General features: G+C 63.8%; 15 protein-coding genes and 1 other RNA gene. 8 read left to right on the plus strand and 8 right to left on the minus strand.

What is annotated here, in order from left to right; translation table 11 throughout:
• Positions 1-281: 281 nt before the first annotated feature.
• From M3O59_RS21030 to M3O59_RS21040, 3 genes are all read right to left on the minus strand, one after another.
• Entirely contained in the window at positions 282-671 is a 390-nt protein-coding gene (locus tag M3O59_RS21030) for a DUF2628 domain-containing protein (protein ID WP_064629602.1), read from the minus strand.
• A gap of 133 nt (positions 672-804) precedes the next feature.
• The gene (locus tag M3O59_RS21035) at positions 805-2,553 is read right to left on the minus strand and encodes a sensor domain-containing diguanylate cyclase (RefSeq protein ID WP_116906002.1); all 1,749 of its coding nucleotides are present in this window, start codon (positions 2,551-2,553) and stop codon (positions 805-807) included.
• Positions 2,554-2,718: 165 nt separating this feature from the next.
• A complete protein-coding gene (locus tag M3O59_RS21040; protein ID WP_064629598.1) occupies positions 2,719-3,894 on the minus strand; it encodes a glycerate kinase in 1,176 nt (391 codons plus the stop codon).
• Positions 3,895-4,223: 329 nt separating this feature from the next.
• Here M3O59_RS21040 and M3O59_RS21045 point away from each other — a divergent pair, with 329 nt between their 5' ends.
• Positions 4,224-4,652 (plus strand): hypothetical protein, encoded by a 429-nt coding sequence (locus tag M3O59_RS21045; RefSeq protein WP_147308503.1) that lies wholly within the window; start codon positions 4,224-4,226, stop codon positions 4,650-4,652.
• Positions 4,652-7,120 carry an XVIPCD domain-containing protein gene (locus M3O59_RS21050; protein ID WP_309544542.1) on the plus strand — a complete coding sequence of 823 codons (2,469 nt, stop codon included), beginning with the start codon at positions 4,652-4,654 and terminating at the stop codon, positions 7,118-7,120. The genes M3O59_RS21045 and M3O59_RS21050 overlap by 1 nt, the downstream gene beginning before the upstream one ends.
• Before the next feature lie 295 nt (positions 7,121-7,415).
• On the opposite strand, the gene M3O59_RS21055 is transcribed toward M3O59_RS21050, so the two are convergent.
• A complete protein-coding gene (locus M3O59_RS21055) occupies positions 7,416-8,681 on the minus strand; it encodes a dipeptidase (RefSeq protein ID WP_116906004.1) in 1,266 nt (421 codons plus the stop codon).
• A 293-nt stretch (positions 8,682-8,974) separates the two neighbouring features.
• Here M3O59_RS21055 and M3O59_RS21060 point away from each other — a divergent pair, with 293 nt between their 5' ends.
• Positions 8,975-10,858 (plus strand): Svx/AvrXca family virulence/avirulence protein, encoded by a 1,884-nt coding sequence (locus tag M3O59_RS21060; protein ID WP_116906005.1) that lies wholly within the window; start codon positions 8,975-8,977, stop codon positions 10,856-10,858.
• Positions 10,859-10,921: 63 nt separating this feature from the next.
• Here the strand turns inward: M3O59_RS21060 and M3O59_RS21065 are convergent, their stop codons facing one another.
• Both M3O59_RS21065 and M3O59_RS21070 read right to left on the minus strand, forming a co-directional pair.
• Entirely contained in the window at positions 10,922-11,242 is a 321-nt protein-coding gene (locus M3O59_RS21065; RefSeq protein WP_064629588.1) for a hypothetical protein, read from the minus strand.
• A gap of 118 nt (positions 11,243-11,360) precedes the next feature.
• On the minus strand, positions 11,361-12,527 hold the full coding sequence (locus M3O59_RS21070; RefSeq protein ID WP_116906006.1) for a class I SAM-dependent rRNA methyltransferase: 1,167 nt from the start codon (positions 12,525-12,527) through the stop codon (positions 11,361-11,363).
• 268 nt (positions 12,528-12,795) lie between these two features.
• Between M3O59_RS21070 and M3O59_RS21075 the strand changes: the two genes are divergently transcribed.
• Together M3O59_RS21075 and M3O59_RS21080 are read left to right on the plus strand one after the other, a co-directional pair.
• A complete protein-coding gene (locus tag M3O59_RS21075) occupies positions 12,796-13,752 on the plus strand; it encodes a TerC family protein (protein ID WP_064629585.1) in 957 nt (318 codons plus the stop codon).
• A gap of 331 nt (positions 13,753-14,083) precedes the next feature.
• Positions 14,084-14,869 (plus strand): rhomboid family intramembrane serine protease, encoded by a 786-nt coding sequence (locus M3O59_RS21080; RefSeq protein WP_116906007.1) that lies wholly within the window; start codon positions 14,084-14,086, stop codon positions 14,867-14,869.
• Positions 14,870-14,957: 88 nt separating this feature from the next.
• Here M3O59_RS21080 and M3O59_RS21085 read toward each other — a convergent pair whose 3' ends face one another.
• The gene (locus tag M3O59_RS21085) at positions 14,958-16,058 is read right to left on the minus strand and encodes a glycerophosphodiester phosphodiesterase (protein WP_064629581.1); all 1,101 of its coding nucleotides are present in this window, start codon (positions 16,056-16,058) and stop codon (positions 14,958-14,960) included.
• A gap of 77 nt (positions 16,059-16,135) precedes the next feature.
• Between M3O59_RS21085 and M3O59_RS21090 the strand changes: the two genes are divergently transcribed.
• Positions 16,136-16,211, plus strand: a non-coding RNA gene (locus M3O59_RS21090) — sX9 sRNA.
• A 97-nt stretch (positions 16,212-16,308) separates the two neighbouring features.
• On the opposite strand, the gene M3O59_RS21095 is transcribed toward M3O59_RS21090, so the two are convergent.
• Positions 16,309-18,624, minus strand: a complete 2,316-nt coding sequence (locus M3O59_RS21095) for a TonB-dependent receptor (RefSeq protein ID WP_116906018.1) — start codon at positions 18,622-18,624, stop codon at positions 16,309-16,311.
• Between the two features lie 195 nt (positions 18,625-18,819).
• On the opposite strand from M3O59_RS21095, the gene M3O59_RS21100 reads away from it, so the two are divergent.
• Positions 18,820-19,680 carry an acid phosphatase gene (locus M3O59_RS21100; RefSeq protein ID WP_116906008.1) on the plus strand — a complete coding sequence of 287 codons (861 nt, stop codon included), beginning with the start codon at positions 18,820-18,822 and terminating at the stop codon, positions 19,678-19,680.
• A 770-nt stretch (positions 19,681-20,450) separates the two neighbouring features.
• On the plus strand, positions 20,451-23,495 hold the full coding sequence (locus M3O59_RS21105) for a TonB-dependent receptor (RefSeq protein ID WP_116906009.1): 3,045 nt from the start codon (positions 20,451-20,453) through the stop codon (positions 23,493-23,495).
• The last annotated feature ends 77 nt before the right edge of the window (positions 23,496-23,572 follow it).

A 23,572-nucleotide genomic window follows, 5' to 3' on the forward strand; every position in this document is an offset into this window, starting at 1 on the left:
CGTTGACCACAGTGGAGCGATTGGTTGCTGCAAACCGCACTGCGCTCATCCGCAGAAGCTGCGAGGGAGGCTCCGGCGTGGCAGGCGCGTGTGTACAGGTCCACTTGCGGCACAGCGCGCGCAGCCGGTGCCAACGGCAGCGTCGCAACGCTGTGGTGTTCGCCTTCGAGCGTCAAACATGCGCGACGCCTTATCGATGCAGCGCCACAAAAAAGCCCGGTCGTCGGACCGGGCTTGGCGGCAAGGCGTCGGTGGGAGGGACCGCGCCTGAGTACCGTGACTTACCAGCGCATGCCTTCGAACGGGTTGAAGCTGGTGCTGCCCTTCACCTTGTCCAGGTAGTAGGCGTAGTTGGCGCTCATGCCGGCCAGCAGGGCCAGCGGAACGCTCAGCGCATTGCCCAGCGATCCGGGCAGGAACGAGGCGATGATGCCGACCACCAGGCCGATGCCGATCAGGCCCAGCGCCTTGCGCCACAGGCCCAGGATGAAGAAATAGATGAAGCCGAAGAACAATGCGTAGAAGTTCATGCCCACCTTGAGCTTCTCGCCGAACGGCAATGTCTTGACGGCCTGCTTGTAGGCAGGATCCTTGGGGCCGCCGTGACGGTCGAAGAAGGCGAAGCGGAACTGCCACTTGGGGCTGAGCTGGGTGCGATCGAAGGTATCCATTCCAATCCATGTAGTTGTAAACGGTTACATGATAGGCGATCGCGTATTCATCGGCACGTTCTTCTGCGTCGGTCACATGGGCTCGGTGGGCTGGATGAGCGCAGCTACGTCGGTCGCCGAGCCGGCGCGATAGTCAGCGCCGGTCGCTGATGCCGGTGCCGCGGCGGGCGCGGCGCAACGAATACAGCGAGTGGTCTGCGCGATCGACCACTGCCGCCAGCGCTTCGCCGTCCTGGCGCAATGCGGTGCCCAGGGTGAAGCGGATCGGTGCATCGTCGATGGCCGCCGTGTAGTCGCGCGCCAACGCCTCCAGCTGCGCCTGGGTGGGCTGGTGCAGCAGCACCAGGAATTCGTCGCCGCCCAGGCGCACCAGGCGGTCCTGGGTGCGCAGCGGCTGGTTGAGGAACCAGGCCATCTGCACCAGCACTTCGTCGCCACGCTGGTGGCCATGGGTGTCGTTGACCAGTTTGAACTTGTCCAGATCCACCACGATGCAGCCCCAGCGCACGCTGGGGTCGCGCTTGTCCAGCTCGTCCAGGAAGCGGCGGTTGTAGCAGTTGGTGAGCGGGTCGGTGAACGACCATTCCAGCAGCTGCTTTTCCTGCTGGTACTGGTTGGTGATGTCCTGGGCGTGCGCCAGCACCACGGTGGCGTCGGACTCCACGTCCAGCACGTTGCGGTACTGCCAATGGCGCAGGCTGCCATCGCCGGCCACCAGTTCGATCACTCCGGAATCCTGGCCATCGAGCACCATGCGCGAGAGATACCCCTGCAGCGCGGCGTGGCGCTCGGGGCGCACGAATTCCAGCAGCGAGCGGCCTTCCATCTGCTCCACGCTGCGGCCCAGCGAGCGTGCCGCAGCCGGGTTGATGCTGACCAGGCGGCCGTCCATGTCGTGGGTGCAGATCAAGCCCAGGCTGTACTGGAACATCTTGCGGAACTTGCGCTCGCTGGCGGCCAGCGCATCCACCGCGCGATGCCGGTCGGTGACGTCCTGGATCGCGCCGATCAGGCGCACGCGCCCATCCACATGTTCCACCGAGCCGGTGCTGTGCACCCACAGCCGCCGCCCGGTGGCGCTGGTCAGCGGCAGCTCCAGGTCCCAGGGCGTGCCGTCCCGCACGCAGGCGTCGAACGCTTTGGTGATGACCGCGCGCGCTTCCAGCGGATAGAAGCCGATCGCCTCGCTCAGGGTGGGCCGGTAGCCGGGCGGAACATCGTGCAGGCGGCAGGTCTGGTCGGACCAGATCAGCGTGCCGCTGGTCACGTCCACTTCCCAGCCGCCGACCCCGGCGACCCGGCCGGTACGTTCCAGAAACGCTTCGCTCTCGCGCAGGCGCTGCTGCAGGCGCTGGTTGGCGGCCTCGCGCTCGAGCATCACGCGGCGTTGCTCCAGGCCTTCGGCGGCAACCTTGGCCAGCTGCTGCAAGGCCTGCAATTGCGCCGGCTCCAGCGCGCGCGGGCGCTGGTCGATCACGCACACGGTACCCATGCGCAGGCCGTCCGGCAGCACGATCGGCGCGCCGGCGTAATAGCGGAGGCCCGGCGCGTCGGTCACCAGGATGTTGTCGTGGAAACGCGGGTCGGCCGGTGCATCGCGCACCTCCATCACCGTATCGCCCTGGATGGTGTGGGCGCAGAACGCCAGTTCGCGCGGGGTTTCGGACACGCCCGGCAGGCCGATGTTGGCCTTCCACCACTGGCGGCGCTCGTCCACCAGCGACACCAGCGCGATGGGGGTGCCGCCGATCGCCTGCGCGGCGGCGGCCAGCGCGTCGAAGAACGGCTCGGCCTCGGTGTCGACCACTTGCAACAACGCCAGACGCGCCAGGCGCTGGGCCTCGCTGGAGGTGGGTGACACGGCGGTATCGCGGTGGTTCAACGGAACGCTCGTGCCCTGGCAATCGCTCCAGTTTAGCGGACTGCGCATCCGGGCCAAGGCGAGGTTCCGTGCGCCACTGCGCAGGATGCGTTGCGGGCGCCATCGCGACGGAACGCGCCGGGCACATCGGTCGCCCTGCCTGCCGGCTGCCGCGTGGTCCGCGCGCTAGTGCAAGTCCGCGCGCGCAGCGGCAGAGCGCTGCAGCATGCTGCCGCCCACCTGCAGCGCTGCCGCCACGTTGCGTGCAGCAGCGCGCACATTGGTGGCGGCATCGGCCAATGCCTGCTCCACGCTGCAGGCACCAGGCACCACGGCAAACATCGCCGCAATGCCATGCGCACTCAGCTGCGCGGCGCCATTGCCCAGCGAGCCGGCGATGGCAATGACCGGGATGCCATGCCGTTGCGCCAGGCGTGCCACCCCGACCGGCGTCTTGCCGCGCAGGCTCTGGCTGTCGATGCGGCCCTCGCCGGTGATGACCAGATCGGCCTGCGCGATCAACGCATCCAGCCCCAGCGCCTGGGCGACCAGCTCCACCCCCGGGCGCAACTGCGCACCGGCAAAAGCCACCAGCGCAGCACCCAAGCCACCGGCCGCGCCGCCACCGGGCAGCGCGTGCAGGCGCATGCCCAGGTCGCGCTGCAGCACATCGGCGTAATGCTGCAGGTTGGCGTCGAGCTGGCTCACCATCGCCGCGGTGGCGCCTTTTTGCGGGCCGAACACTGCCGAGGCGCCGCTCGGGCCGATCAGCGGGTTGTCGACATCGCAGGCCACCTCGATGCGGCACTGCCGCAGCCGCGCATCCAGGCCATCGGTGGCGACATGCGCCAACGCCGCCAGCGCGCCGCCGCCGGCGCCGATCGCTGCGCCCTGCGTATCCAGCAGCCGCGCACCCAGCACCTGCGCCATGCCGGCGCCGCCGTCGTTGGTGGCGCTGCCGCCGAGACCGATGATGAGGTGACGCGCACCGGCATCCAGTGCCGCCAGGATCAACTCGCCCACGCCGGCAGTGCTGGTGTGCAGGGGCGCGCGCTGGGCCGGCGGCACCAACGCCAGCCCGCTGGCGGCGGCCATTTCGATCACCGCTGTGCCACCGTCGCCAGTCAGCCCGAACGACGCCTGCACCGGCGTGCCGAGCGGGCCGCGGACCGTGCACGCCATCACCCGCCCGCCGGTGGCCGCGATCAATGCGTCGACGGTGCCTTCGCCACCATCGGCCATCGGCAGCTTGGTGTAATGCCATTGCGGAAACACCGCGCGGAACCCGGCTTCGATCTGCGTGGCCACCTCCAGCGCGGACAGGCTTTCCTTGTAGGTATCGGGCGCGATGAGGATCTTCATGGGGACACCGATGTCCCCCGGCCCTGCGCAGGGCCGGGGTGTAGCGTCCGGCGCTGGCTTTTAGGCAACTGTGCGGTGTTGAGCAAGATCAGCCTGATGCAGGGCGCGCTGACGTTCACGCTCCTGTTTGCCATTGCGGTGTCATGGGACCTCATTCGCATACGTATATCCGTGCAATCGTACGAGCAGTATTAGCCGAAGCACCTCGGCAGGATAACGCCTCCAGCAAGTAAAGAGCTTAGGCATGGAATCGATGTAGCATAACGATCATTACCTATCGCCCAGTTCGATAAGCCATACCACCTGGATCCAACAAGAAAGGAATTGAGATGCCATCGACATTTGAATGGATGGATTTCCCCGAGGGTCGGGCACGTTTTTCTGGAGGCATCCGTGGCGCTGACGAGCTTCGTCACGACACTTTCGCCATTGAAATCGATGGCAAAGAATATTTTGGAGAGATAAATCGCGACTGGCATATAGATGACACGCATTATGACTTAGCGATAGTCTCCTTTGGATTTTCGCTGAAACTACAAGTTGGCATGCCGGTTACCGCATCGTCTGCCCGAGCTTTCACCGATGATGAGATTGAATTATTAAAGAATCTCGTCGTCCATTTAATTGAAACTGGAGTTAAGCTTGAGGATAAGCCGTCGGTCATCAGTGACAGCTCTGGATCCATCTTCACAGGGAAGATAGCGTTCACCAAGGGCTGGGCGCTAATCAAATTAGCTGAACGAGCTGGAGATCACTGATGAGCGACCAAGCCACTTCGATCTCACTTGTAAAAAACGCAAAATCACTAGATGAAATTTCTACAATCGCTAAGTCTTTTTCAGCGAGAGCCGGTGATCAAGGTGGAGTTTTATACAGCCGTTGGGTTGGGGACGTTCCCTCAGAAATCATGGCTGTTGAGATTTCTGATAATACAGGCCTTCCTATCATTAACGACACACCACGCGCACAGTTCTTGAAGGAAGCTGAGGATGCCATAACAAAAAAAGCACGAGATATCTTTAGTGAGCAGGGACTACCTCCGAAGTTGGCTGATGAGTCTGCCGCGTCCTTCTTGTACGGTGACCCAAAGGCACCACCGCAGAGCCCCACATCCTTATCAAAATGCCTCTGGGGCGAAGCCTCCCACGAATTCGCAAGTTCGCTGCGCGGCGATATCAGAGTCGTTGCTTCTGCAGCCAACCTAGAGCGCGTCTTCGGCCAGGTCGAAGTACCTGCGGTGCTGAACAATCCCAACGTCACTTCGTTGGGTGGACAACCGATTTCCAAGTTGCAGGCGCTGTATGCACAGGGTGGCGCGGGCGCTGTGCTGCCGGAAGTGCAGACACGCTTTATCCAGGCTGCGCCCAAAGGCATCTTTGTTACGCCCGAGAGCATCGGCACACAGATCAACAATGTTACGTTCTCTCGGGAATTCGCAGAAAGTCTTGAATTAAAGCAAACGCCCTTCAAACCCTCCGCAGAACTCACTGCGTCGGGCATGGTTCACGCGCCAACGGGGCTCGATGTGCCAGCCGCAAGTGTCGGGGAAACGGCGCTCAGCGCTGAGGCAACGGCATCACGCAGGCTCGCCTCAGGCGCGGTCCGTGGGCTGGGTGTCGTAGGAGCGGCGGCGGCGGTGTACGACCTGGGCGCTACGGCAAGAAACACCGCGCGACTGGATGCCCAGGGCAACAGCACCGCTGCCGATGCAGAAGTCACTCGCTACGCCACGCGCAATGTTGGCGCTGTTGGCGGAGCTGTGCTCGGCACAAGCATGGGCGCCGTCTTGGGTGTGGAGTCTGGCCCGGGCTTGCTTGTCACTGGCGCGATTGGCGGCATTGTTGGTGCCGTGGGCGGCGACAAACTTGCCGATGCCATCAACGACCACCGGATGTCCCATCAACAAGACGCGCAAGGCAATACCTGGCGCCTCGAAAATCATCCGTCCGGGGCGCGGTGGGCGCGAGACGTCGGCACCGGCGAAGTCGATCCAGCTGCCATCGCCTTCGGCGAAGCCGGTGTACCGTTGCAAAAGACGCGAACAGAGGTTGCGACGCCGGAAGTGTCAGACCTGTTGACGTACAAAGCGTCAGGTACGTCCATCGAGTTGGCTTTGGGCTCGCCGCCACCAAACAAGGACCCGTATACCCAACCGGCTAACGCGCACGACACCCGAAGCCTGCGCGAGGCGCCATGGGTACACAACCCGGACACTCAGCAATGGACGCGCCAGGTGGCCGACGGGCTGATCGATCGCACAATGAGCACGCGCACCGAAACGGCCAGCCCTCAGCGTGCGGCGCAACTTGATGAGGTTTCGCAGCAGATCATCAAGCAGAACGCGATGCAGACGCCAGCAGCGATGGCCGCGCACTACAAAGACAGCTACGCGCAGAATGGTTGGGAGCGTCATGGCTACATGCCCGCCGCAGTGCATGATGCGCTGAAACATCCTGGCCGGATCGTCGGCTCAGACGGCGAGCTCTACGAACGTGGGAAAGACGGTCAATGGACGCATGACGGCATGCTCTGGGACAGCCAGGCCAAGGGAAACTTGAAGCCGGAGCTCGATGGAACCTATGCGGCCCAGACCTTGGCGGCACAGCGCACAGCTGCACAGCCTGGACCACCGGCTTCTGCCGTACCGATCACAACGCTGGAAACGCTCCATGTCACTGCGCCGCGTATGCAAAACCACGACAGCGCGGACCCTTCCTCGGAAAAAGCGCAGGAAGACATAGCAACACGCAGCCATAGCGCACCCGCACGGCCGCAAGCGTCGGGCCCACAAGATCCGCAACATCCCGATCACGCCATGTTGAAGCAGATCCGCGGAGGCGTTGCCAAGATCGATGAGAGCGTGGGCAAACCCTATGACGCCATGAGCGAGCGCGTCAGCCGCTGCCTGCTGGCGGCGTGTAAGGACAATCGTGAGCGCTATCCAAACGCTGGCAATACCTCGCTCGCAGCCAATGCACTGCAACGCGTGGACCACGTGTTGATGGGCAAAAACGGCAACCTCGTCGCGATCGAAGGACGCATCGACGATCCAACCCATAAGCGCGTAGCGGTCTCTATCGACCAGGCGATTCATATGCCCCTGGAACAGTCGGACGCAAAGCTACAGGCCGCCAACCAGGCCATTGCGCAGGAACGGACGCAGGCACAGCAGCAAGAGCTGGCACGCGGAATGCATGAATCGCATCAGGCTGCGCCCACAAGATAGCGTGTGAGTATCGCTGCTAGGGCGCGAAGCATCACCACGCCTTTGGTGGAGCATAGCAGTCAATCCTTGGCGGCTGCCTCGACACTTGCCTGCGCATAATTTCCAGACGAAACATCGACAGCGGCCAGATCCGGGCTGCGACACTGCCCGGATGATCCAGAGCAACCAGCATCGATCGCATGCAGATCACACCAAGGATGCACACGCACACCGCACTGGCATCCCCACGGTCGGAGCCGGCGATGTCGCATGGCTGCATCGCGCTGGCCGCCGTTGTCGACTCCCACTCCCGGCCCTAGCGCTTGACCCCATCGCCCGAGCCGGACGTGCGATTGCGCGCGGCATAGTCCTGCGCCTGGCCCATCACCCGCAGCAGATTGCCGCCCCAGATGCCGGCGATCTGCTGCTCGGTGTAGCCCTTGCGCAGCAGCCAGGCGGTGATGCGCGGCAGGTCGGAGACATCTTCCAGGCCGACCACGCCACCGCCGCCATCCCAATCCATGCCGATGCCCACGTGCTCGGGCCCGACCACGTTGAGCACATGCTCCAGATGGGCGAAGAAATCTTCTTCGGTCGCGCGCTTGATCGGGTGGCGCGCATCCAGCTGCTTGAGCGCGGCGCTCAGGCGCGTGCCGTCGGCGATCTTGACGTGCTCCCAGCCGCCGTACTGGTCGGTGAGCGCCTTTTCGGCGGCCTTGCGCTCGGGGCTGGCGCCGCTGTCGACCAGATAGCCGCCGTAGGAATTGACCTGGATCACCCCGCCATGTGCGGCCAGCACGTTCAGGCGTGCATCGTCGATGTTGCGCGGGTGGTTGTAGACCGCGCGCGCGCCGCTATGCGAGAGCACGATCGGCACCGGCGACAATGCAATCAACTGGTCGAACACCGCATCGGAGGCATGCGATTGGTCGATCACGATGCCCAGCGCCTGCGCCTGTTGCACCAGCTGTTTGCCGGCCGGGCTCAAGCCCTTCCACTCGGCGCCCTTGGGGTCGGTGGCCGAGTCGGCGAACTCGTTGTTGAGAAAGTGCACCGTGCTCATCAAGCGCAGCCCCTGCGCGTAGTACAAGCGCAACAACGTGGGGTCGGCCACCAACGGGCTGGCGTTTTCCATGCTGATGTACACCACGCGCTTGCCGGCGGCCTTGATGCGCGCGGCATCGGCCGGCACCGTGGCCAGTGCAAAGCGCTGCGGTTGCGCAGCCACCAGGGTGTGGATCTTCAACAAGCGCTGTAGGCCGGCATCGCGGTCGTCCAGGTGCGCGGCCGCGCTGCGATTGCTCTGCCCGGTGTAGACCGCCCAGAAACCGCCATCCAGCGCGCCTTCGACCATGCGTGGGTAATCCACCTGCGACAGCCGGTTGCCGGCATGTGCCTGCAGCACATCGAAGTCGGCGCGCTCCAGATTGGCCGGCGTGTCCAGATGCGAGTCCAAGGTGACCAGACGTTGTTGCAGGGCGGTGGCGCGTGCCAGTTCGGCCTTGGAAAACTCCAGCGCGTGCGCGGGCAGCGCGGCCGCCAGCAACAACGCAGCAGACAACGAAAGCGAGCGCAGGTGCATGCGATCTCACAGGCAGTGGGGGTTGGCCGATCATAGCGGCCTGCCGTACGCGCGCTGCGGCGCTGCGTAGGGCACTGCGCGTGCTGCAACTCCAACCCGCGCCACAGCACGAGCGATGCGCGCGTTGCAGTTCTGAAAAATACACCTGCAAAGCAATTGCGCACGCTGCGCGGCTGCGCACACTTGCGCGGCCACCGCAGCCGGCGGCCTTCCCCCAAGTTCTTTCGACACTGCGCAGCCCTGCGTGTGTGCGGCTGCGTGTGCGCACCCCATTCCTTCTGCGAGAACCACCCATGTCCACCGCATCGCGCGCCCTGCCCTGGCGGCGCCCCACTCCTCGCCTGGCCACAGGCCTGCTGAGCGCCGGCCTGATCGCCGCCGGCCTGTGCAGCGCATCCACCGCCAGTGCCGCCGGCTGCACCGCCGGCAGCTGGGTCGCCCGCACTACCGAAGCCGGCATGCCGGCGGTGCGCTACGAAACCGCGCACTTCGCCTTCCGCTGGAACGGCAACGGCGTGTCCGACGCCGACCTGCGCGCGGCCGGCGAGCATCTGGAAATGGTCTGGGACACCTTCATCAACCGCCTGCAGTTTCCCGAGCCGTTCTGCAGCAGCGCCACCAAATACAAGGCCAACCTGCATCTGGACCCGAGCTTCGGCCTGAGCGGCGGTGCCACCGGCAGCGGCGGCATGGGCATGTGGATGGCACCGGCCGCACTACGCGACCACTGGGGCCTGGCGCACGAGCTCATCCATGCCCTGCAATACCAGGCCGGCGGGTTGCAGGAGTCCGACTACACCGGCTGGATCTGGGAATCGCACGCCAACTGGCTCACCCACCAGCTGCCGGAATTCCACAACAGCGACGTGCATTGCTCGAGCATGCTGGTGAACTACCCGCACCTGTATCTGGGCTCCACGCGCAACCGCTATTGCAACTGGCAGTTCATGGAGTACCTGAAGAACCGCCACGGCTATTCCATCATCAACGAGCTATGGAGCAAGTCGCCGCGCATCGACGACCCGGCACGCCGCAGCGCCGATCCGTTTTCGGTGATCAAGGCCAACATGGGCTGGACGCAGGCGCAAATGAACGATGTATTCGGCGACTGGGCCCTGCGTAACGTCAATTGGGACTACACCAACCCCGATGGCAGCGATGCGGGCGCGCTGTACCGCGCGCGTTACGGCAGCAACCTGTCCTTCGACCCGCAGCGCACCCAGGATTGGGACAACCGCGACCGCGCGCTGCGCATGACCGCGCTCGACCCGGTCGAGGGCCAGGCCAACCGCTACCGCGTACCGTTCGAATGGGCCCCGCAGCGCTGGGGTTATAACCTGGTGCAACTGGTCCCGGCCAGCGGCGCCCCCAGCATCAAGGTCGCCTTCGAAGGCCAGGTGCAAAGCGCGCCGGCGGTGGCCAGCCTGCCCGGCCTGGCCACCGACCCGGCCAGCATCCCCAACCCGGATTCGGACTGGCGCTGGGGCGTGGTGGCCATCGACAGTGCCGGCAAGGCGCGTTACAGCACCCTGCAACGCGGCGCCAAGGCCAGCGTCACGGTGGCCTTGAAGAGCGGCGACCGCGCGGTGTATCTGATGGTGATGGGCGCGCCCAGCAGCATGCAGCAGATCAAGTGGGACCAGTCCTACTACGCGATCTACCGCTATCCGTGGAGCGTGACGCTGACCAACGCCGCACCGGCCGGCAGCCAGCCCAACGCGCCCACGCCCACCCCGGTGGGGCGTCGCCATGCCAACGGCGGCGGCTGGGTCGCCAATACCGCCAATGTCGCCTCCACCGCCTATGTGGGCCCGCGTGCGCGGGTACTGGCCGGCAGCGTGCTGGGCAACGCCCGCATCGAAGGCCGCGCCACCGTCATGGGCGGCACCGTGCAGGGCAATGCAGTGTTGGGTGGCATCACCGTGTGGCATCCGGGCGCCACCATCGGTGGCAACGCACACGCCAACACCAGCTTCATGGGGCCGGGCGCCTTCGGCACGGTGAACATTGCCGGCACCACCCAGGTGCGTGGCGATATCGAACTGCGCGAAGGCACCACACCCACGCAAGGCGTGTTTTACGGCTATGCCGACGGCGAGACGATGCGCAACCCCGAATTCGGTGCCGACCTGCGCCAGGCGGTGCCGGAGATCACCGCACGCCCGGCGGGTTGGTGAGTCGGCAATGAGGCGATGAGCTTGCAACCTGCAGCACGCGTGCACGCCCACGCGTGCTGCAGCTCAATCCCCAAGCTCGGCCAGGCGCGCGCGTACGCTTTCCACATCGACATGCTCGCGCACGTGCGGCCACTGCCGCGCCCACACCGAGCGGAACACGATCCACGCACCGAACACGCCCAGACAGGTCGAGCCCAGCGCCAGCACCAGCGGGTGCAGCGGCGAGCCGTCGCCGGTCTGGAACAGGTACATGAAGGCCCCGGAAAACAGCAGCCACACGCCGAACACCGGCCAGTTGCTGGCCAGCAGGCTGGCATTGGGCCGCTCGATCTCGCGCAGCAAGCGGCGCAGGGCCTTGCGTTCGTCTTGGTCGCTGGACGTCATCGGCTGCCTGTTCCTGGTCGGATGTCTACCTTGAATCCTTACTTGCCGGCGATCGCATCGCGCGGCTGAAGACGCTTCCTGCAAGGCGGCAAACCGCGTCCTCAGCCGCGAAGCGCGCTTACACCACGCGGCAGAAAACCGCCTTCAAATAGCGCGATTCCTGCACATGCGCCATGAACGGGTGATCGGGACCAGCGCCGGCCACTTTCAGGATCTGGATGGTGCGCCCGGAGAAATACGACGCGCGCCGCAGCATGTCCAGAAACTCCTGCTCGGCCACCAGGCCGGTGCACGAGAAGGTGGCGAACAGACCGCCGGGTTTGACCACGCCCAGCGCCAGCTTGTTCATGTCCAGGTATTTCTTCAGCGCCGGGATCACCTGCTCGCGGTCGCGGGTCATCTTGGCCGGATCCAGGATCACCACATCGAACTGGTCGCCGCGATTGGACGCATCGCGCAGCCATGGAAAGATGTCGGCCTGCACAAACTTCGGGCGCACGTTGTTGAGCTTGGCGTTGCCCTTGGCAATGGCGATCACGTCTTCGTCGATGTCCACGCCCAGCACCTCGGCCGCACCGCGCGCGGCGGCATACACCGCAAAGCCGCCGGTGTTGCAGCACAGGTCCAGCACGCTCTTGCCTTCCACCTGCTCGCTCAGCCACTGGCGGTTGTCGCGCTGGTCGGCAAAAAAGCCGGTCTTGTGCGCGCCGGCCGGGTCGGCACGGAACTTGATGCCGTGCTCGGTGATCACCGCAGCTTCGGTGGTGGTGTTGCTGTGGAAATCGAAGCTCTCCTGCTTTTGCACATGTTCGTCGGCAAAGCTGTGGAAGCGGCAGCCCGGGAACTGCTCGCGCAGCGCGGCGTAAATCCATTCGCGGTGACGGAACATGCCGGCAGCGAAGAACTCCACCACCACCAGGTCGCCGTAGCGGTCCACCACCAGACCGGACAGACCGTCGCCTTCGCTGTGCACCACGCGCCAGGCGTCGGACACGGCGTCAAGCTTGAGCCAGTCGCGGCGCAGGCTCACTGCCGCGGCGATCTTGCGCGAGAACCAGCCGGCATCCACCGGCACCGACTGGTCGGTTTCCAGGATGCGCACGGCAATGCGCGAATGGCCGTTGTAGAAGCCGCGGCCGATCCACTCGCCATCCACGCCGACCACCTCGACAATCGTGCCGGGCTTGGGCTTGGCGGCGGGCTTTTCCACCAGCTTCTGGAAGATCCACGGGTGGCTGGAGCGCCAGGCATTCTTGAGACGGACGGTAGGGACTGGAGTATTCATCGGCCCATTGTATCCGGCTGGATTGACGTGCCTGCGCCGGGCCCGCAGAATCGGGCGCAGAAGGGGAGTAGCTCCCAACGTTGTCGCCGTCATTACGAGCCCGCCATGTGCAGTGCTCCGGTGCAACGGCAACCGGTCCGCACCGGTTGCGAGCGAGACCTTCGCCGCGCAGGCGAAGGTTCGTCACCCGGAATCCACGATTTCCGTGTCACAAGGCCTCAGCCCAACCGGCTGTCCAGGTCGTTTTTTCACTTTTCGGGATTCTTTTATGCAAACCATTGGCAATGTCTGGTTATGGGGCGGGTTCGGAGTGGTGGTGATCGCCGCGCTGCTGATCGATCTGGTGCTGATGCGCCACGGTGGCGCGCACAAGGTCACTTTCAAGGAAGCCACCTGGTGGAGCATCGGCTGGGTGCTGCTGGCGCTGGCCTTCAATGCCGGGCTGTGGTGGTACCTGCAGGGCAGCATGGGCGATGCGCAGGCCGATCAGATCGGGCTGCAGTTCCTCACTGGCTACCTGGTCGAAAAATCGCTGGCGGTCGACAACATCTTCGTGTTCCTGATGGTGATGACCTACTTCGGCGTGCCCGAAGAACAGCGCCAGCGCGTGCTGATCATCGGTGTGCTGGGCGCGATTGTCCTGCGCGCGATCATGATCTTCGCCGGCTCGATGTTGCTGGCCAAGTTCCATTGGCTGCTGTACGTGTTTGGCGCGTTCCTGCTGCTGACCGGGATCAAGATGTGGTTCTCCGCCGGCAAGGAGCCTGATCTGGAGAGCAACCCGGTGCTGCGCTGGATGCGCAGCCACCTGCGCCTGAGCCCGCAGTACCACGGCAACCTGCTCAGCGTGATCAAGGACGGCAAGCGCTGGTTTACCCCGCTGTTTGTGGTGCTGATCCTGATTGCGGTGATCGATGTGATCTTCGCGGTGGACAGCATCCCGGCGATCTTTGCGATCACCACCGACCCGTTCATCGTGCTCACCTCCAACGTGTTCGCGGTGCTGGGCCTGCGCGCGATGTTCTTCCTGCTGGCCGGCATGGCCGACCGCTTCCACCTGCTGCCGTACGGGCTGGCGGTGATCCTGGTGTTCATCGGCACCAAGATGATGATCATCGATCTGTACAAGATCCCGGTGCTGGTCTCGCTGGGCGTAGTGGTGACGATCCTGATTGCCACCATCGTGCTGAGCCTGCTGCGCCCGCCCAAGCCTGCCGGGCACTGAGGGGCCGGGAATCGGGAATCGGGAATCGTGGCTCAGCCTGCACTGCTGGCAACTATGCGCACCGACCATCTCCACTGGTCCTTGCCCGCTCACCGCCGCGGGACCTTACGCGGCATGGATGCCGCGTAAGAGCTTACAAGGACGTACTTGCAGCGTGTCCCGCGATGGTGGGCGGGCAAGGGCCCTGCAGCCAAGCAACAGATCATCCGTGATGCGGCGCAGGCTGATACGCCAACGATCGGCGCCGGGATTGGATTATCCCGCCGCCGGGCCTGCTTATCCCGCGTTGGAGAGGCTTGTAAAAAATCCGCGCGACGCCATCCGTGAAGGTATGACACTGCCTCCTGTTGCCGCCGACACCACCTCGCAAGATCGACTGGATCGTTCCCGGGTCTTGCGTGCCTTCAACGTCAGTCTGGCCGCCGTGCTGCTACTGGTGGCGGTATTCACCGCGCAGGGCATGTTCGACTGGCGCGCATGGGCGGTGGCCCCGCTACAGGCCGACGGCCTGCTCGGCATCCTCACCGCGCCGCTGCTGCATGGCTCGCTCGCGCATCTGGGCGCCAATGCCGCCGCCTTGCTGATCCTGGGCACGCTGGCCGGCAGCGTCTATCCGCGTGCCACCGCCATGGCGCTGCCGCTATTGTGGCTGGGCTCGGGCCTGGGCGCATGGCTGCTGGGCGAGCCCGGCAGCCGCCACCTGGGCGCCAGCGGCGTGACCCACGGGTTGATGTTTCTGGTGTTCGTACTGGGCCTGCTGCGGCGCGACCGCCCGGCGATTGCCACCAGCATGATCGCCTTCCTGTTCTACGGCGGCATGCTGATGACCATCCTGCCGCACGAAGCCGGCGTGTCCTGGCAATCGCATCTGGGCGGTGCAGTGGCCGGCCTGATCGCCGCGCTGCTGTTGCGCCTGCGCGACCCACAACAGGCCAAACCACGTTACAGCTGGGACGACGAGGACGAAGACGCCGCCTGGGAAGTGAGCAACGCCGAACGCGACGTGCTGGAACCGCCGCCGCCGCGTCAGGTCCCCGTGCTCTGGCAGCGTCAGGACGATGACTCGGAAAACGTGGTGCTGCATTTCCCGCCGCGCGAGCGCCCGCCCGGGACGTAGGAGCGCGCTGGCGTGCGATGGGGCGTCATCGGGAAGGTGTCATCGCGCGCAAGCGCGCTCTTACAGACTGCATTTGTGCGTTTAGCGTTTAACGCACTGCATGCTCGCTCAACGCATGCCGCGCCAGACCCGGATCGTCTGCAAAGAATGCATCGATACCGGCATCCAGGTAGACCTTGAGTTCGGCCAATGCGCCAGCGTCATTGCGCTCGGTCACTGCGCCGCTGCTGCGGTTGTTGGCCGCCAGAAAATAATTCTCCGGGCGGAACGTATATGGCTGCACCTGCAAGCCTGCCGCGTGCGCGTCGCGTACCAGGCCGGTTGGCGTGCCCAGGCGTTGCTGCGCATCCAGTGGAATGATGGCGCGGATGTCCGGCCCGATCGCATCGGCATAACCGGCAACCTGCTTGAGCCCGGCAGGCGTCATCAGTTGCGCATAGGTGGCAGGCGCGTCGCCCTTGCCGGCATCGGGCAGCGCCATCTGTGCGCCACCCAGCAACTGCAGCAGACCGATATTGCGGGTGCGCCCGATCTTCCCGCGCAGATAGCGCAGGTTGCCGGTCTCAAACGACTGAATGATCACCGGTGCCGTGCGCGTATACGCATGCGCCTGCAACATCGCCAGCACCTTGTCTTCCATCGGCAGCCCCAGCGCAGTGAAATAACTCGGGTGCTTGATCTCCGGAATCAGCCCGATCGTGCGGCCGGTGGCAGCCGACTCGGCCGCGACAAAATCGATGATCTCCTCGAAAGTCACGATCTGGAACTGCCCATCCCAGCGCGTGCCGCGCAACTGCGGCAGACGCTCGCGCGCACGCAAGGTCTTCAACTCGCTCAAGGTGAAGTCTTCGGTGAACCAGCCTTCCATCGATTGACCGTCGATGGTCTTGCGGGCCTTGCGCGCAGCAAATTCCGGATGACTGGCCACGTCGGTGGTGCCACCAATCTCGTTCTCGTGCCGCGCCACCAGCACGCCATCCTTGGTGGACACCAGATCCGGCTCGACAAAATCGGCGCCATCGACAATCGCCTTAGCGTAAGAGGCCAGGGTGTGCTCCGGGCGCAACGCGCTGGCGCCACGGTGCGCAAAGATCTGCACTGTTTTCGCCAACGGCGCTTCGGCGATTGCCGGGCCGCTCATGCCAACCATCATCGCTGCCACCAACCAAAGACGACCGAACTGCATCATGCATCTCTCCAACGAAAAAGCAGCCATCAAAACCAAGGCATGATCGCCAGGCGAACGCGGCCGATTGGCGGTGCGGCATGTACGGCACATACACCCCGCTTTCTCCGCTTCGTCTGCATCCACCTGACAACCACGCGCTACGTCTTGTCGGCCACTCTAAAACTAACAGCGTCCATCAGCATCGGAAATCCGTAAGCAGCAGCAAGACCCGCCATTACGAATCCCCAATCCCGATTCCCCGATCCCTGGCTCAGAACTTCGCATCCAGCGTCAAGAACACCTGCCGCGGCGCGCTTGCATGGAACGCCAACTGCCGCCCGTTCGGGTCGCTGTTGGCAAACGCAGTGAGGTTGGAGGCGTAACGCTTGTCGGTGAGGTTGGTGACGTTGAGCGAGAGCTTGAGCCCCTGCAGCACGCCAGCCTGGCCGAAGTCGTAACCGGCGCCGGCATCGAAGGAGGTGTAGCCGCCGAAGCCCTGGTCGTTGGTGTAGGTGTAGAAGCGCTGCCCGGTGTACTTGCCGCGCAGGTTGACGTTCCAGTTCGCGTAATTGAAGGCAATTTCGCTGGCGAACATGCGCTTGGGCGTATCCACCGTGGTTTTTCCGGCGGTAGGAATGGTCACGCCGTTCTGCACATAGTTATCGTCGTAGGTCGAACGGTTGATCGAGGCCGAGTTGTACCACTGCAGGTAGCTGGTGGGCTTCCAGATCACGGTCAGTTCGCCGCCGCGGCTGCTCACCGAGCCCACGTTGAAGAAGCGCGTGGTGCAGGCCGGCGTGGTGCCCTGCTGGATGCTGGCGCAGGGGTTGAGCGAGAGCAGGCGGTTGTCGAAGGTGACGTCGTAACCCACCAGCGAGGCCTCGAAGCGGTCACGCACGAAGCGGTAGCCGGCTTCCAGCGTGCGCGACTTTTCCGGTTCCAGCGCGCCCACGCTGGCATCGAACGAGGCCTGTGTCACCAGCAACGGACCACCGGCACCACCGCCCTGGAAGGCGGCGATGTTTTCCGCATAGGAGGCAAAGAGTTCCTGGCCCTCGGCAACGCGATAGCCCAGCCCGATCTGCGGCAGCACCGACTCGCTGGCCTTGAGCGAGCCGGTCGCCACCGGTGCTTCCACTGCCACGCCCGGCGTTTCGCGCGCGGTCATTTCGGTGCTCGGGCTCTTGATGCCCAGGTCCAGGCTCAGGCGCTCGTCGAGAAACTTGAAGTTGCCCTGCACATAGAACTGCCGGGTGGTGATCACGTAGTTCTGCGAGAACAAGCGGCGGTTGGGGTTCTGAAGGAACTTGTCGTCGCTGACCGGGCCGGTGATCCAATAGAAATTGCGTTCCACATCGTGGTGATTGCGCTCGTACCACACGCCCGCTTCCAGATGATGCGGGCCCAGCTCCCAACCCAGCGAGGCGATGCCGCCGGTGCGGTTGATCCAGTAATTGGTGCTGCGGATGGAAATCGGTAATGCCTGCGGCGTGCCCGGATTCGATGCCTGGCCAGGCGACCACCAATGGCCCTGGCCCTTGTTTTCATGGTGATACACCTGCGTGTGCAGGCTGATCGCATCGTTGGGCTGGAAGTCGCCGGCCACATAGAACAGGTCGTCGTCGCGCAACGCACGGCTCTGGTAATACGCATCGTCGATGTTGTCGACGCCACCGCTGAAACCGCAACGCGCCGCATTGCGCGTGGCCGGCGCGCAATACGCTGCGGCCAGGGCGCGGTTCCAGTCCGGCGCGTACAGGTTCCAGTCCCAGCCCAGACCACGCGCCATGCCGCTCTTGGACAGGTACGCATAGTCCGCCTGCGAGGTCCGCGAGGTGTCCGCAAATGCGGTCAGCTTGCCACCATCGAACTGATACACACCCTTGGCATTGAACTGCCGCGTGGTGGTCGGCGATTCCGGGCGCGCCCACATGTCGGCCTCTGCGTTGATGCCCGACAGATACGCAGAAAACCCGTTGTAATCGCCGGTATCCACGCGCAGGAAGGTACGACGATTGGCATCGGACCCCACCGTCTGCGACACCTGCCCGCCAAACACGCTGGACGGATCGGCAGAGTAGTACTGAATGGTGCCGCCCAGGTTGCTGGTGGAGGCCGTGCCCAACGCACCGATGCCCGAGGCCAGCTCCACGCCGCCGAAGTTTTCTGCGATCAGCGCGCGGCTGATGTTGAGGCCGTTGTAGTTGCCGTAGGCGTTGTCGCCCAGCGGCAGGCCGTCGAGCGTGTAGCCCAGGCGCGTGCCATTGAAGCCGCGCAGGCTGATCGTCTGCGATTCTTCGTTGGCACCGAACGCATCGTTGGACTGCACGTTCACGCCCGGCATGCGGTTGAGCAACTTCTGGATGCTGGTGCCGGGCGGCAACACCGGGATGTCCTGCTGGGTGATGCGCTGCACCTGACGCGTTTCGCCCTGACCGATCACCGACACCGCATCGAGCTGCTGCACGGTGGCCGAGCTGGCGGAGGCATCGGCAGACACGTCGGCAGCTGCATCGGCGGCATGCGCAGCCGGCGACAGCGCGAGCGCGGTGAACACGGCAGCACTTAAGAGATGGGTCTTGGGCATGAGCGGCATGGGGGACGAGTCAAAAGATGACGGCAAGCGTGCGACAGCTGTCTTGCGCCGATGCGACGCACAGATGACAGTGCGGCGACAACCGCTACGCCTGCCGCGCCACCACTGCGTTGCGCTGGCATGCGGGTGTCATCTGTACCTCGTAATCTGCGGACTCTTCCGTTGTGTTGCGTCGAGGATCCGCCCATGTCCTACCGTCTTGCTCGCCCTTCTCACCGGACGCTGGCAGGCGTGGTTGCCGTCGCCCTACTGATCGGCAGCGGCAGCATGGCGAATGCGCGGCAACCGGCAAAGCCGGCGGATTCAGTGCTCGCCACCGACGTGCGGGGCTACCTCGATAAGGACCAGCTACCCGACAGTCTGCACTTGGTGCCACCACCGCCGCAGGACGGCAGCGCCGCACTCGCCAACGACGAGGCCATCGCCAAGGCCATGCTCGCGCTGCGCGGCACCCCGCGCTGGGAGCTGGCCGCGCAGGACGCGGTGCTGGGTTTCCCCGCCGCGGCGAGCCATTTCAGCTGCGCGCTCGGCGTACAGATCGACCCGGCCAGCACCCCGCATCTGCTGCGCCTGCTCGAGCGCAGCATGCGCGATGCCAGCACCAGCACCAGCGCCGCCAAGGCACGCTACCAACGCGCGCGCCCGTTCATGCGCAACGACCAACCGATGTGCACCCCGGCCGACGACGCAGCCCTGCGCAAGAACGGCTCCTACCCCTCCGGCCACACCGCCATCGGCTGGAGCTGGGGCCTGATCCTGTCGGAAATCGCCCCCCCCCACCGCGACGCCCTGCTCGCCCGCGGCCGCGCCTTCGGCGACAGCCGCCTGGTCTGCAATGTGCACTGGCAAAGCGATGTCATCCAGGGCCGCATGCTGGGCGCCGCCACTGTCGCCGCCTTGCATGGCAACCCAGCATTCGAAAAGGATTTGGCCGCCGCCCGCCGCGAGATCGAAAAGGCGCAGGCGAAGCAGGCCGCTGCAACCACGGTGGCCGCGTGCAAGGCGGAAAACCAAGCGCTGCAGACGGTGCTGCCTGGTGTGATGTAGACAGCGCCGCAACGTCGGCACGATGCCTGATGTCTTGCAGGGCGTGTGCGCGGCCTGGATGTAACGGCTTGTATGGTGCCGGTGCAGGCTGCGCATGCTGCGTCGAATAGAGCAATTTGCTTACTCATAGCGCTCGGACAGCTGCGCTGGGTGCGTCAGCAACTGGCGCGCCCGCGTTTGTCCGCGGCGCGCGTTCGAGTACCTACTGCCTCGTCGTTGGCGCATACCGATTTCCTCGAGCCATTCCGCTCGTGCCACGCGTCTGCAGCGGCCGCGCGCTCTTGGGCACAGCCGCCATCCAGTAGCTACTGATTGCGGCCAACAGCCAGTCCATCGGTACTGAGCCACAGTGGCCAACCGACGCTGGTACCTCAGATGACGTGCGGCATACGCCGCCGTACCGCGCTAGTTGTCCGTAGCCGCCGACGCTCGACGTCCGGCCGGAAACCCGCCCACGCGCCCGATTCGGGAACGAGCGACGGCTACTGCGATAGCCACGCCCCTGCCCACAGCGGGGGACGACTGGGTAAGTGTCGCCCTCGCGTACACGAATTCGCTCGGCGATACCCGACCCAGAAGCGCTGGCTCACAAAAAAGTTCCAAAATGATGACATTCCCGTAAATCCCGGGTTAATCTTCAGACAGCCTTCAGGAATATGACAGCCGTTCAGCTTGCTATCGCTTGAAGCGCACTTCCCCCTCAGCTGCTGCAGGGCAGCTGAGTCCCACGTTTCGAGGTCGTTGTGCGTAATTCATCAGGAGAGAGAGGAATGACGCGTCCAGGGGTTCGTAGTTCGTTGTCCAGGAACATCGCGCGCAGTGCCTTGAGCCTTGCAATGGGCATGTGTGTGGCAGGTGGCTTGCAGGCGCAGAGTGCGGTGGGCTCCATCTTCGGTAGCGGGCAGCCGGGCAGTACCGTTGCCATTCAGAGCCCGCAGACCGGTGTCACTCGTTCGGTCACCGCCGCGTCCGACGGCAGATTCAGCTTCAGCCAGCTACCGCCGGGCAAATACGTGGTCACCGCCGACGGGGTGACGCGCGAAGTCGAGGTCAAGGTCGGTAGCGGCTCGCAGGTCGTGTTCGGAAGCAATGCCACAACGCTGGACAGGGTCAACGTGATCGGCACCGGCGCGCTCAATCCCATCGATGTCTCGTCGGTTGAATCCACCACGGTCTTCACCGCCGAGCAGATGATTGCATTGCCGGTGGCCAGCGATGTGTCTTCGGTTGCACTGTTGGCGCCAGGTGCGGTGCGAGGCGATAGCGGCCTGGGCGCTGGCAACCTCGCATCGTTCGGCGGCTCGTCGGTGGCCGAGAACGGCTATTACATCAACGGCTTCGACGTGACCAACATGCGCACGTTCCTGTCGTTTGCCAATGTGCCGTTCCAGGGCATCGGGCAGTTGCAGGTCAAGACCGGTGGCTATGGCGCCGAGTATGGCCGCTCGCTGGGCGGCATCGTCAGCATTGTGACCAAGTCCGGCTCCAATGATTGGCATTACGGCGCCAGCGTGGAATGGGCGCCGGACTGGGGCGCGGCAGCAGGTAAGAACGTCCGCGAACGCGACCCCGACGCGTCAGACCCGCTGTACCAGTACCGCAGCGACGATCAGTTCGACAGCACCATTTACTCTGCGTATGCCAGCGGTCCCATCATCAAGGACAGGTTGTTCTTCTTCGCCATGGTGGAGGGACGTAGCGAGACTGAAGACAACTTCTACGCGTTGACAAGCCGTCAGGTTCGCGATGACACGCCGCAAGGTCTGGTCAAGCTCGATTGGTACATCAACGACAGCAATCTGGTCGAATTCACCGGCATCTACAACCAAGCCAAGACCAAGTACCGTACTTACGAATACAACCTCGATGCCAACGGCGATAACCGTTACAACGTCGGCAGGCACGAGTCACCGATCGAAAGCTATGAGATGGAAAACGGCGGCAAGGTCGGCATCCTCAAGTACACCGGCTACTTCACCGACAACTTCACCCTGTCGGCGCAGTACGGCTATCTGAGCAACCTGATCGACTCGCGCCTGCCTGCCAATCCGGCTGGCGGCGAGTGCCCTTGGGCTTATAGCTTCGGTTTGACCACCAACGTGACCGACCGATTTATCGGATGCAACCCTGGCACCATTTCCACCATCGCCGATCTGAATGCCGAGCCTGATGAAGACATCCGCAAGGCCTTCCGCGTCGATGGCGAATGGGTACTGGGCGATCACCGGTTGCGCTTCGGTGTCGATCAGGAAAACTACGAATCCAGCCATCGTGGCCAGACCTATGCTGGCGGCATCAACTGGGCGTATTACCTGGTTCCCAATAATGCGGTTGCCACCGGCGCATTTGCCGGACGTCCGGGCCGCACCGTGAACGGTCAGCTGGTGCCGCGCGGCTCACTGTATGCGCGCTCGCGCGTCTATCAGACCAGCAGCTCCAGCTACGAAAACACCAACAGCGCTTTCTATCTTGAAGACAATTGGCAGATCAGCGAGGACTTCCTCGCGGTGCTCGGATTGCGTGGCGAAAAATTCCAGAACAAGAATGGCGATGGTATCGCCTGGGTGGAGTCGGACTACAAGCTCGCCCCGCGACTTGGTTTTTCGTGGGACGTGCTGGGCGATTCCAGCCTGAAGCTGTTCGGCACCGCAGGCCGTTACTACATCCCCGTCGCAACCAACTCGAGTATTCGTGCGACGGGCGCGGAATCGACCGTGTCCAACTGGTACTTCGTCAACGGCTGGAGCGAAGCCGACGGCCGGCCGGTCGGCCAGGGTGCGCAGATCGGCGCTACCCAGACCAACGGCTCGCTGGTTGCGCCAAACCCGGCATCGGTTGCATCCACCAATCTCTCGCCGATGTATCAGGACGAAGTCATTCTCGGTGGGCAGTTGCAGTTGACCGAAAACTGGATGGCAGGCGTGCGCATGATTCGCCGCGAGGTGAAGTCGGGCATGGACGATACCTGCACCACCAATCCCTGGATCGATTGGGCCGCCGATAACGGCTATCCTGATTTCGATCCGGGTTCGGTGCCAAGCTGCTACTTCCTTAACCCAGGCAGCGATGTCACGCTTAATGTCGACTTGAATGGCGATGGCGAAGTGGAACTGGCAACCCTGCCGGCGTCGTATCTCGGTCTTCCGGAATATCGACGCATCCACACCGCACTGGAATTCTTCTGGGAGCGCACCGGCGAGAAATTCAACTTCCAGGGCTCATACACGTTTGCCAGAACGCGAGGCAATGTTGAGGGCTACGTCAATTCCACATTGGAGCAGGAAGATCCGGGCTTGACGCAGGACTTCGACCACCGCCTGTTTACCGATGGCACCTATGGCCCGACGCCTAACGATCGTCAGCACACCCTCAAGCTGTTCGGTGCCTATAACCTCACGCCGGAATGGCAGTTCGGCGGGAACCTGGTGCTGCAGTCCGGTCGTCCGGTCAATTGCCAGGGCTATATCCCGCTGGACGACATCCCGCAGCCCGACCAAGGCTCGCTGACCAACTACAGCGGTTCGAGCTTCTATTGCTTGAACGCTGAAGGCACCCGCGTGCTACGGCAGCGTGGCGACGAAGGGCGTACGCCGTGGACCTGGACCTTCGATCTGGCGGCTGCATACATCCCCAACTGGGCCGACAACAAGCTGCGCATCAAGCTCGACGTGTTTAATCTGTTCAATAACGATCGCGTCACCGAGTACAACGAGTTCAGTGAAGCATCTCGCGATGTGATCAGCCCGAATTATTTGAACGACGTCAATTATCAGACGCCGCGCTCGTTCCGGCTGACCGCGCGTTACGACTTCTAACTCGCAGTACGCGTGTTTGTTATACAAATCCGGCCTCTTTCGAGGCCGGATTTTTTTGGCGTAGCGGTGCAGGTTCT

This window comes from Xanthomonas nasturtii (assembly GCF_023337365.3).
GTDB classification, from domain to species: Bacteria; Pseudomonadota; Gammaproteobacteria; order Xanthomonadales; family Xanthomonadaceae; genus Xanthomonas; species Xanthomonas nasturtii.

Excerpts from the sequence above, each read along its gene's own strand:
- M3O59_RS21030 (WP_064629602.1), bottom strand. The coding sequence starts at position 671 with ATGGATACCTTCGATCGCACCCAGCTCAGCCCCAAGTGGCAGTTCCGC.
- M3O59_RS21040 (WP_064629598.1), bottom strand. The coding sequence starts at position 3,894 with ATGAAGATCCTCATCGCGCCCGATACCTACAAGGAAAGCCTGTCCGCG.
- M3O59_RS21045 (WP_147308503.1), top strand. The coding sequence starts at position 4,224 with ATGCCATCGACATTTGAATGGATGGATTTCCCCGAGGGTCGGGCACGT.
- M3O59_RS21050 (WP_309544542.1), top strand. The coding sequence starts at position 4,652 with ATGAGCGACCAAGCCACTTCGATCTCACTTGTAAAAAACGCAAAATCA.
- M3O59_RS21055 (WP_116906004.1), bottom strand. The coding sequence starts at position 8,681 with ATGCACCTGCGCTCGCTTTCGTTGTCTGCTGCGTTGTTGCTGGCGGCC.
- M3O59_RS21060 (WP_116906005.1), top strand. The coding sequence starts at position 8,975 with ATGTCCACCGCATCGCGCGCCCTGCCCTGGCGGCGCCCCACTCCTCGC.
- M3O59_RS21065 (WP_064629588.1), bottom strand. The coding sequence starts at position 11,242 with ATGACGTCCAGCGACCAAGACGAACGCAAGGCCCTGCGCCGCTTGCTG.
- M3O59_RS21070 (WP_116906006.1), bottom strand. The coding sequence starts at position 12,527 with ATGAATACTCCAGTCCCTACCGTCCGTCTCAAGAATGCCTGGCGCTCC.
- M3O59_RS21075 (WP_064629585.1), top strand. The coding sequence starts at position 12,796 with ATGCAAACCATTGGCAATGTCTGGTTATGGGGCGGGTTCGGAGTGGTG.
- M3O59_RS21080 (WP_116906007.1), top strand. The coding sequence starts at position 14,084 with ATGACACTGCCTCCTGTTGCCGCCGACACCACCTCGCAAGATCGACTG.
- M3O59_RS21085 (WP_064629581.1), bottom strand. The coding sequence starts at position 16,058 with ATGATGCAGTTCGGTCGTCTTTGGTTGGTGGCAGCGATGATGGTTGGC.
- M3O59_RS21095 (WP_116906018.1), bottom strand. The coding sequence starts at position 18,624 with ATGCCCAAGACCCATCTCTTAAGTGCTGCCGTGTTCACCGCGCTCGCG.
- M3O59_RS21100 (WP_116906008.1), top strand. The coding sequence starts at position 18,820 with ATGTCCTACCGTCTTGCTCGCCCTTCTCACCGGACGCTGGCAGGCGTG.
- M3O59_RS21105 (WP_116906009.1), top strand. The coding sequence starts at position 20,451 with ATGACGCGTCCAGGGGTTCGTAGTTCGTTGTCCAGGAACATCGCGCGC.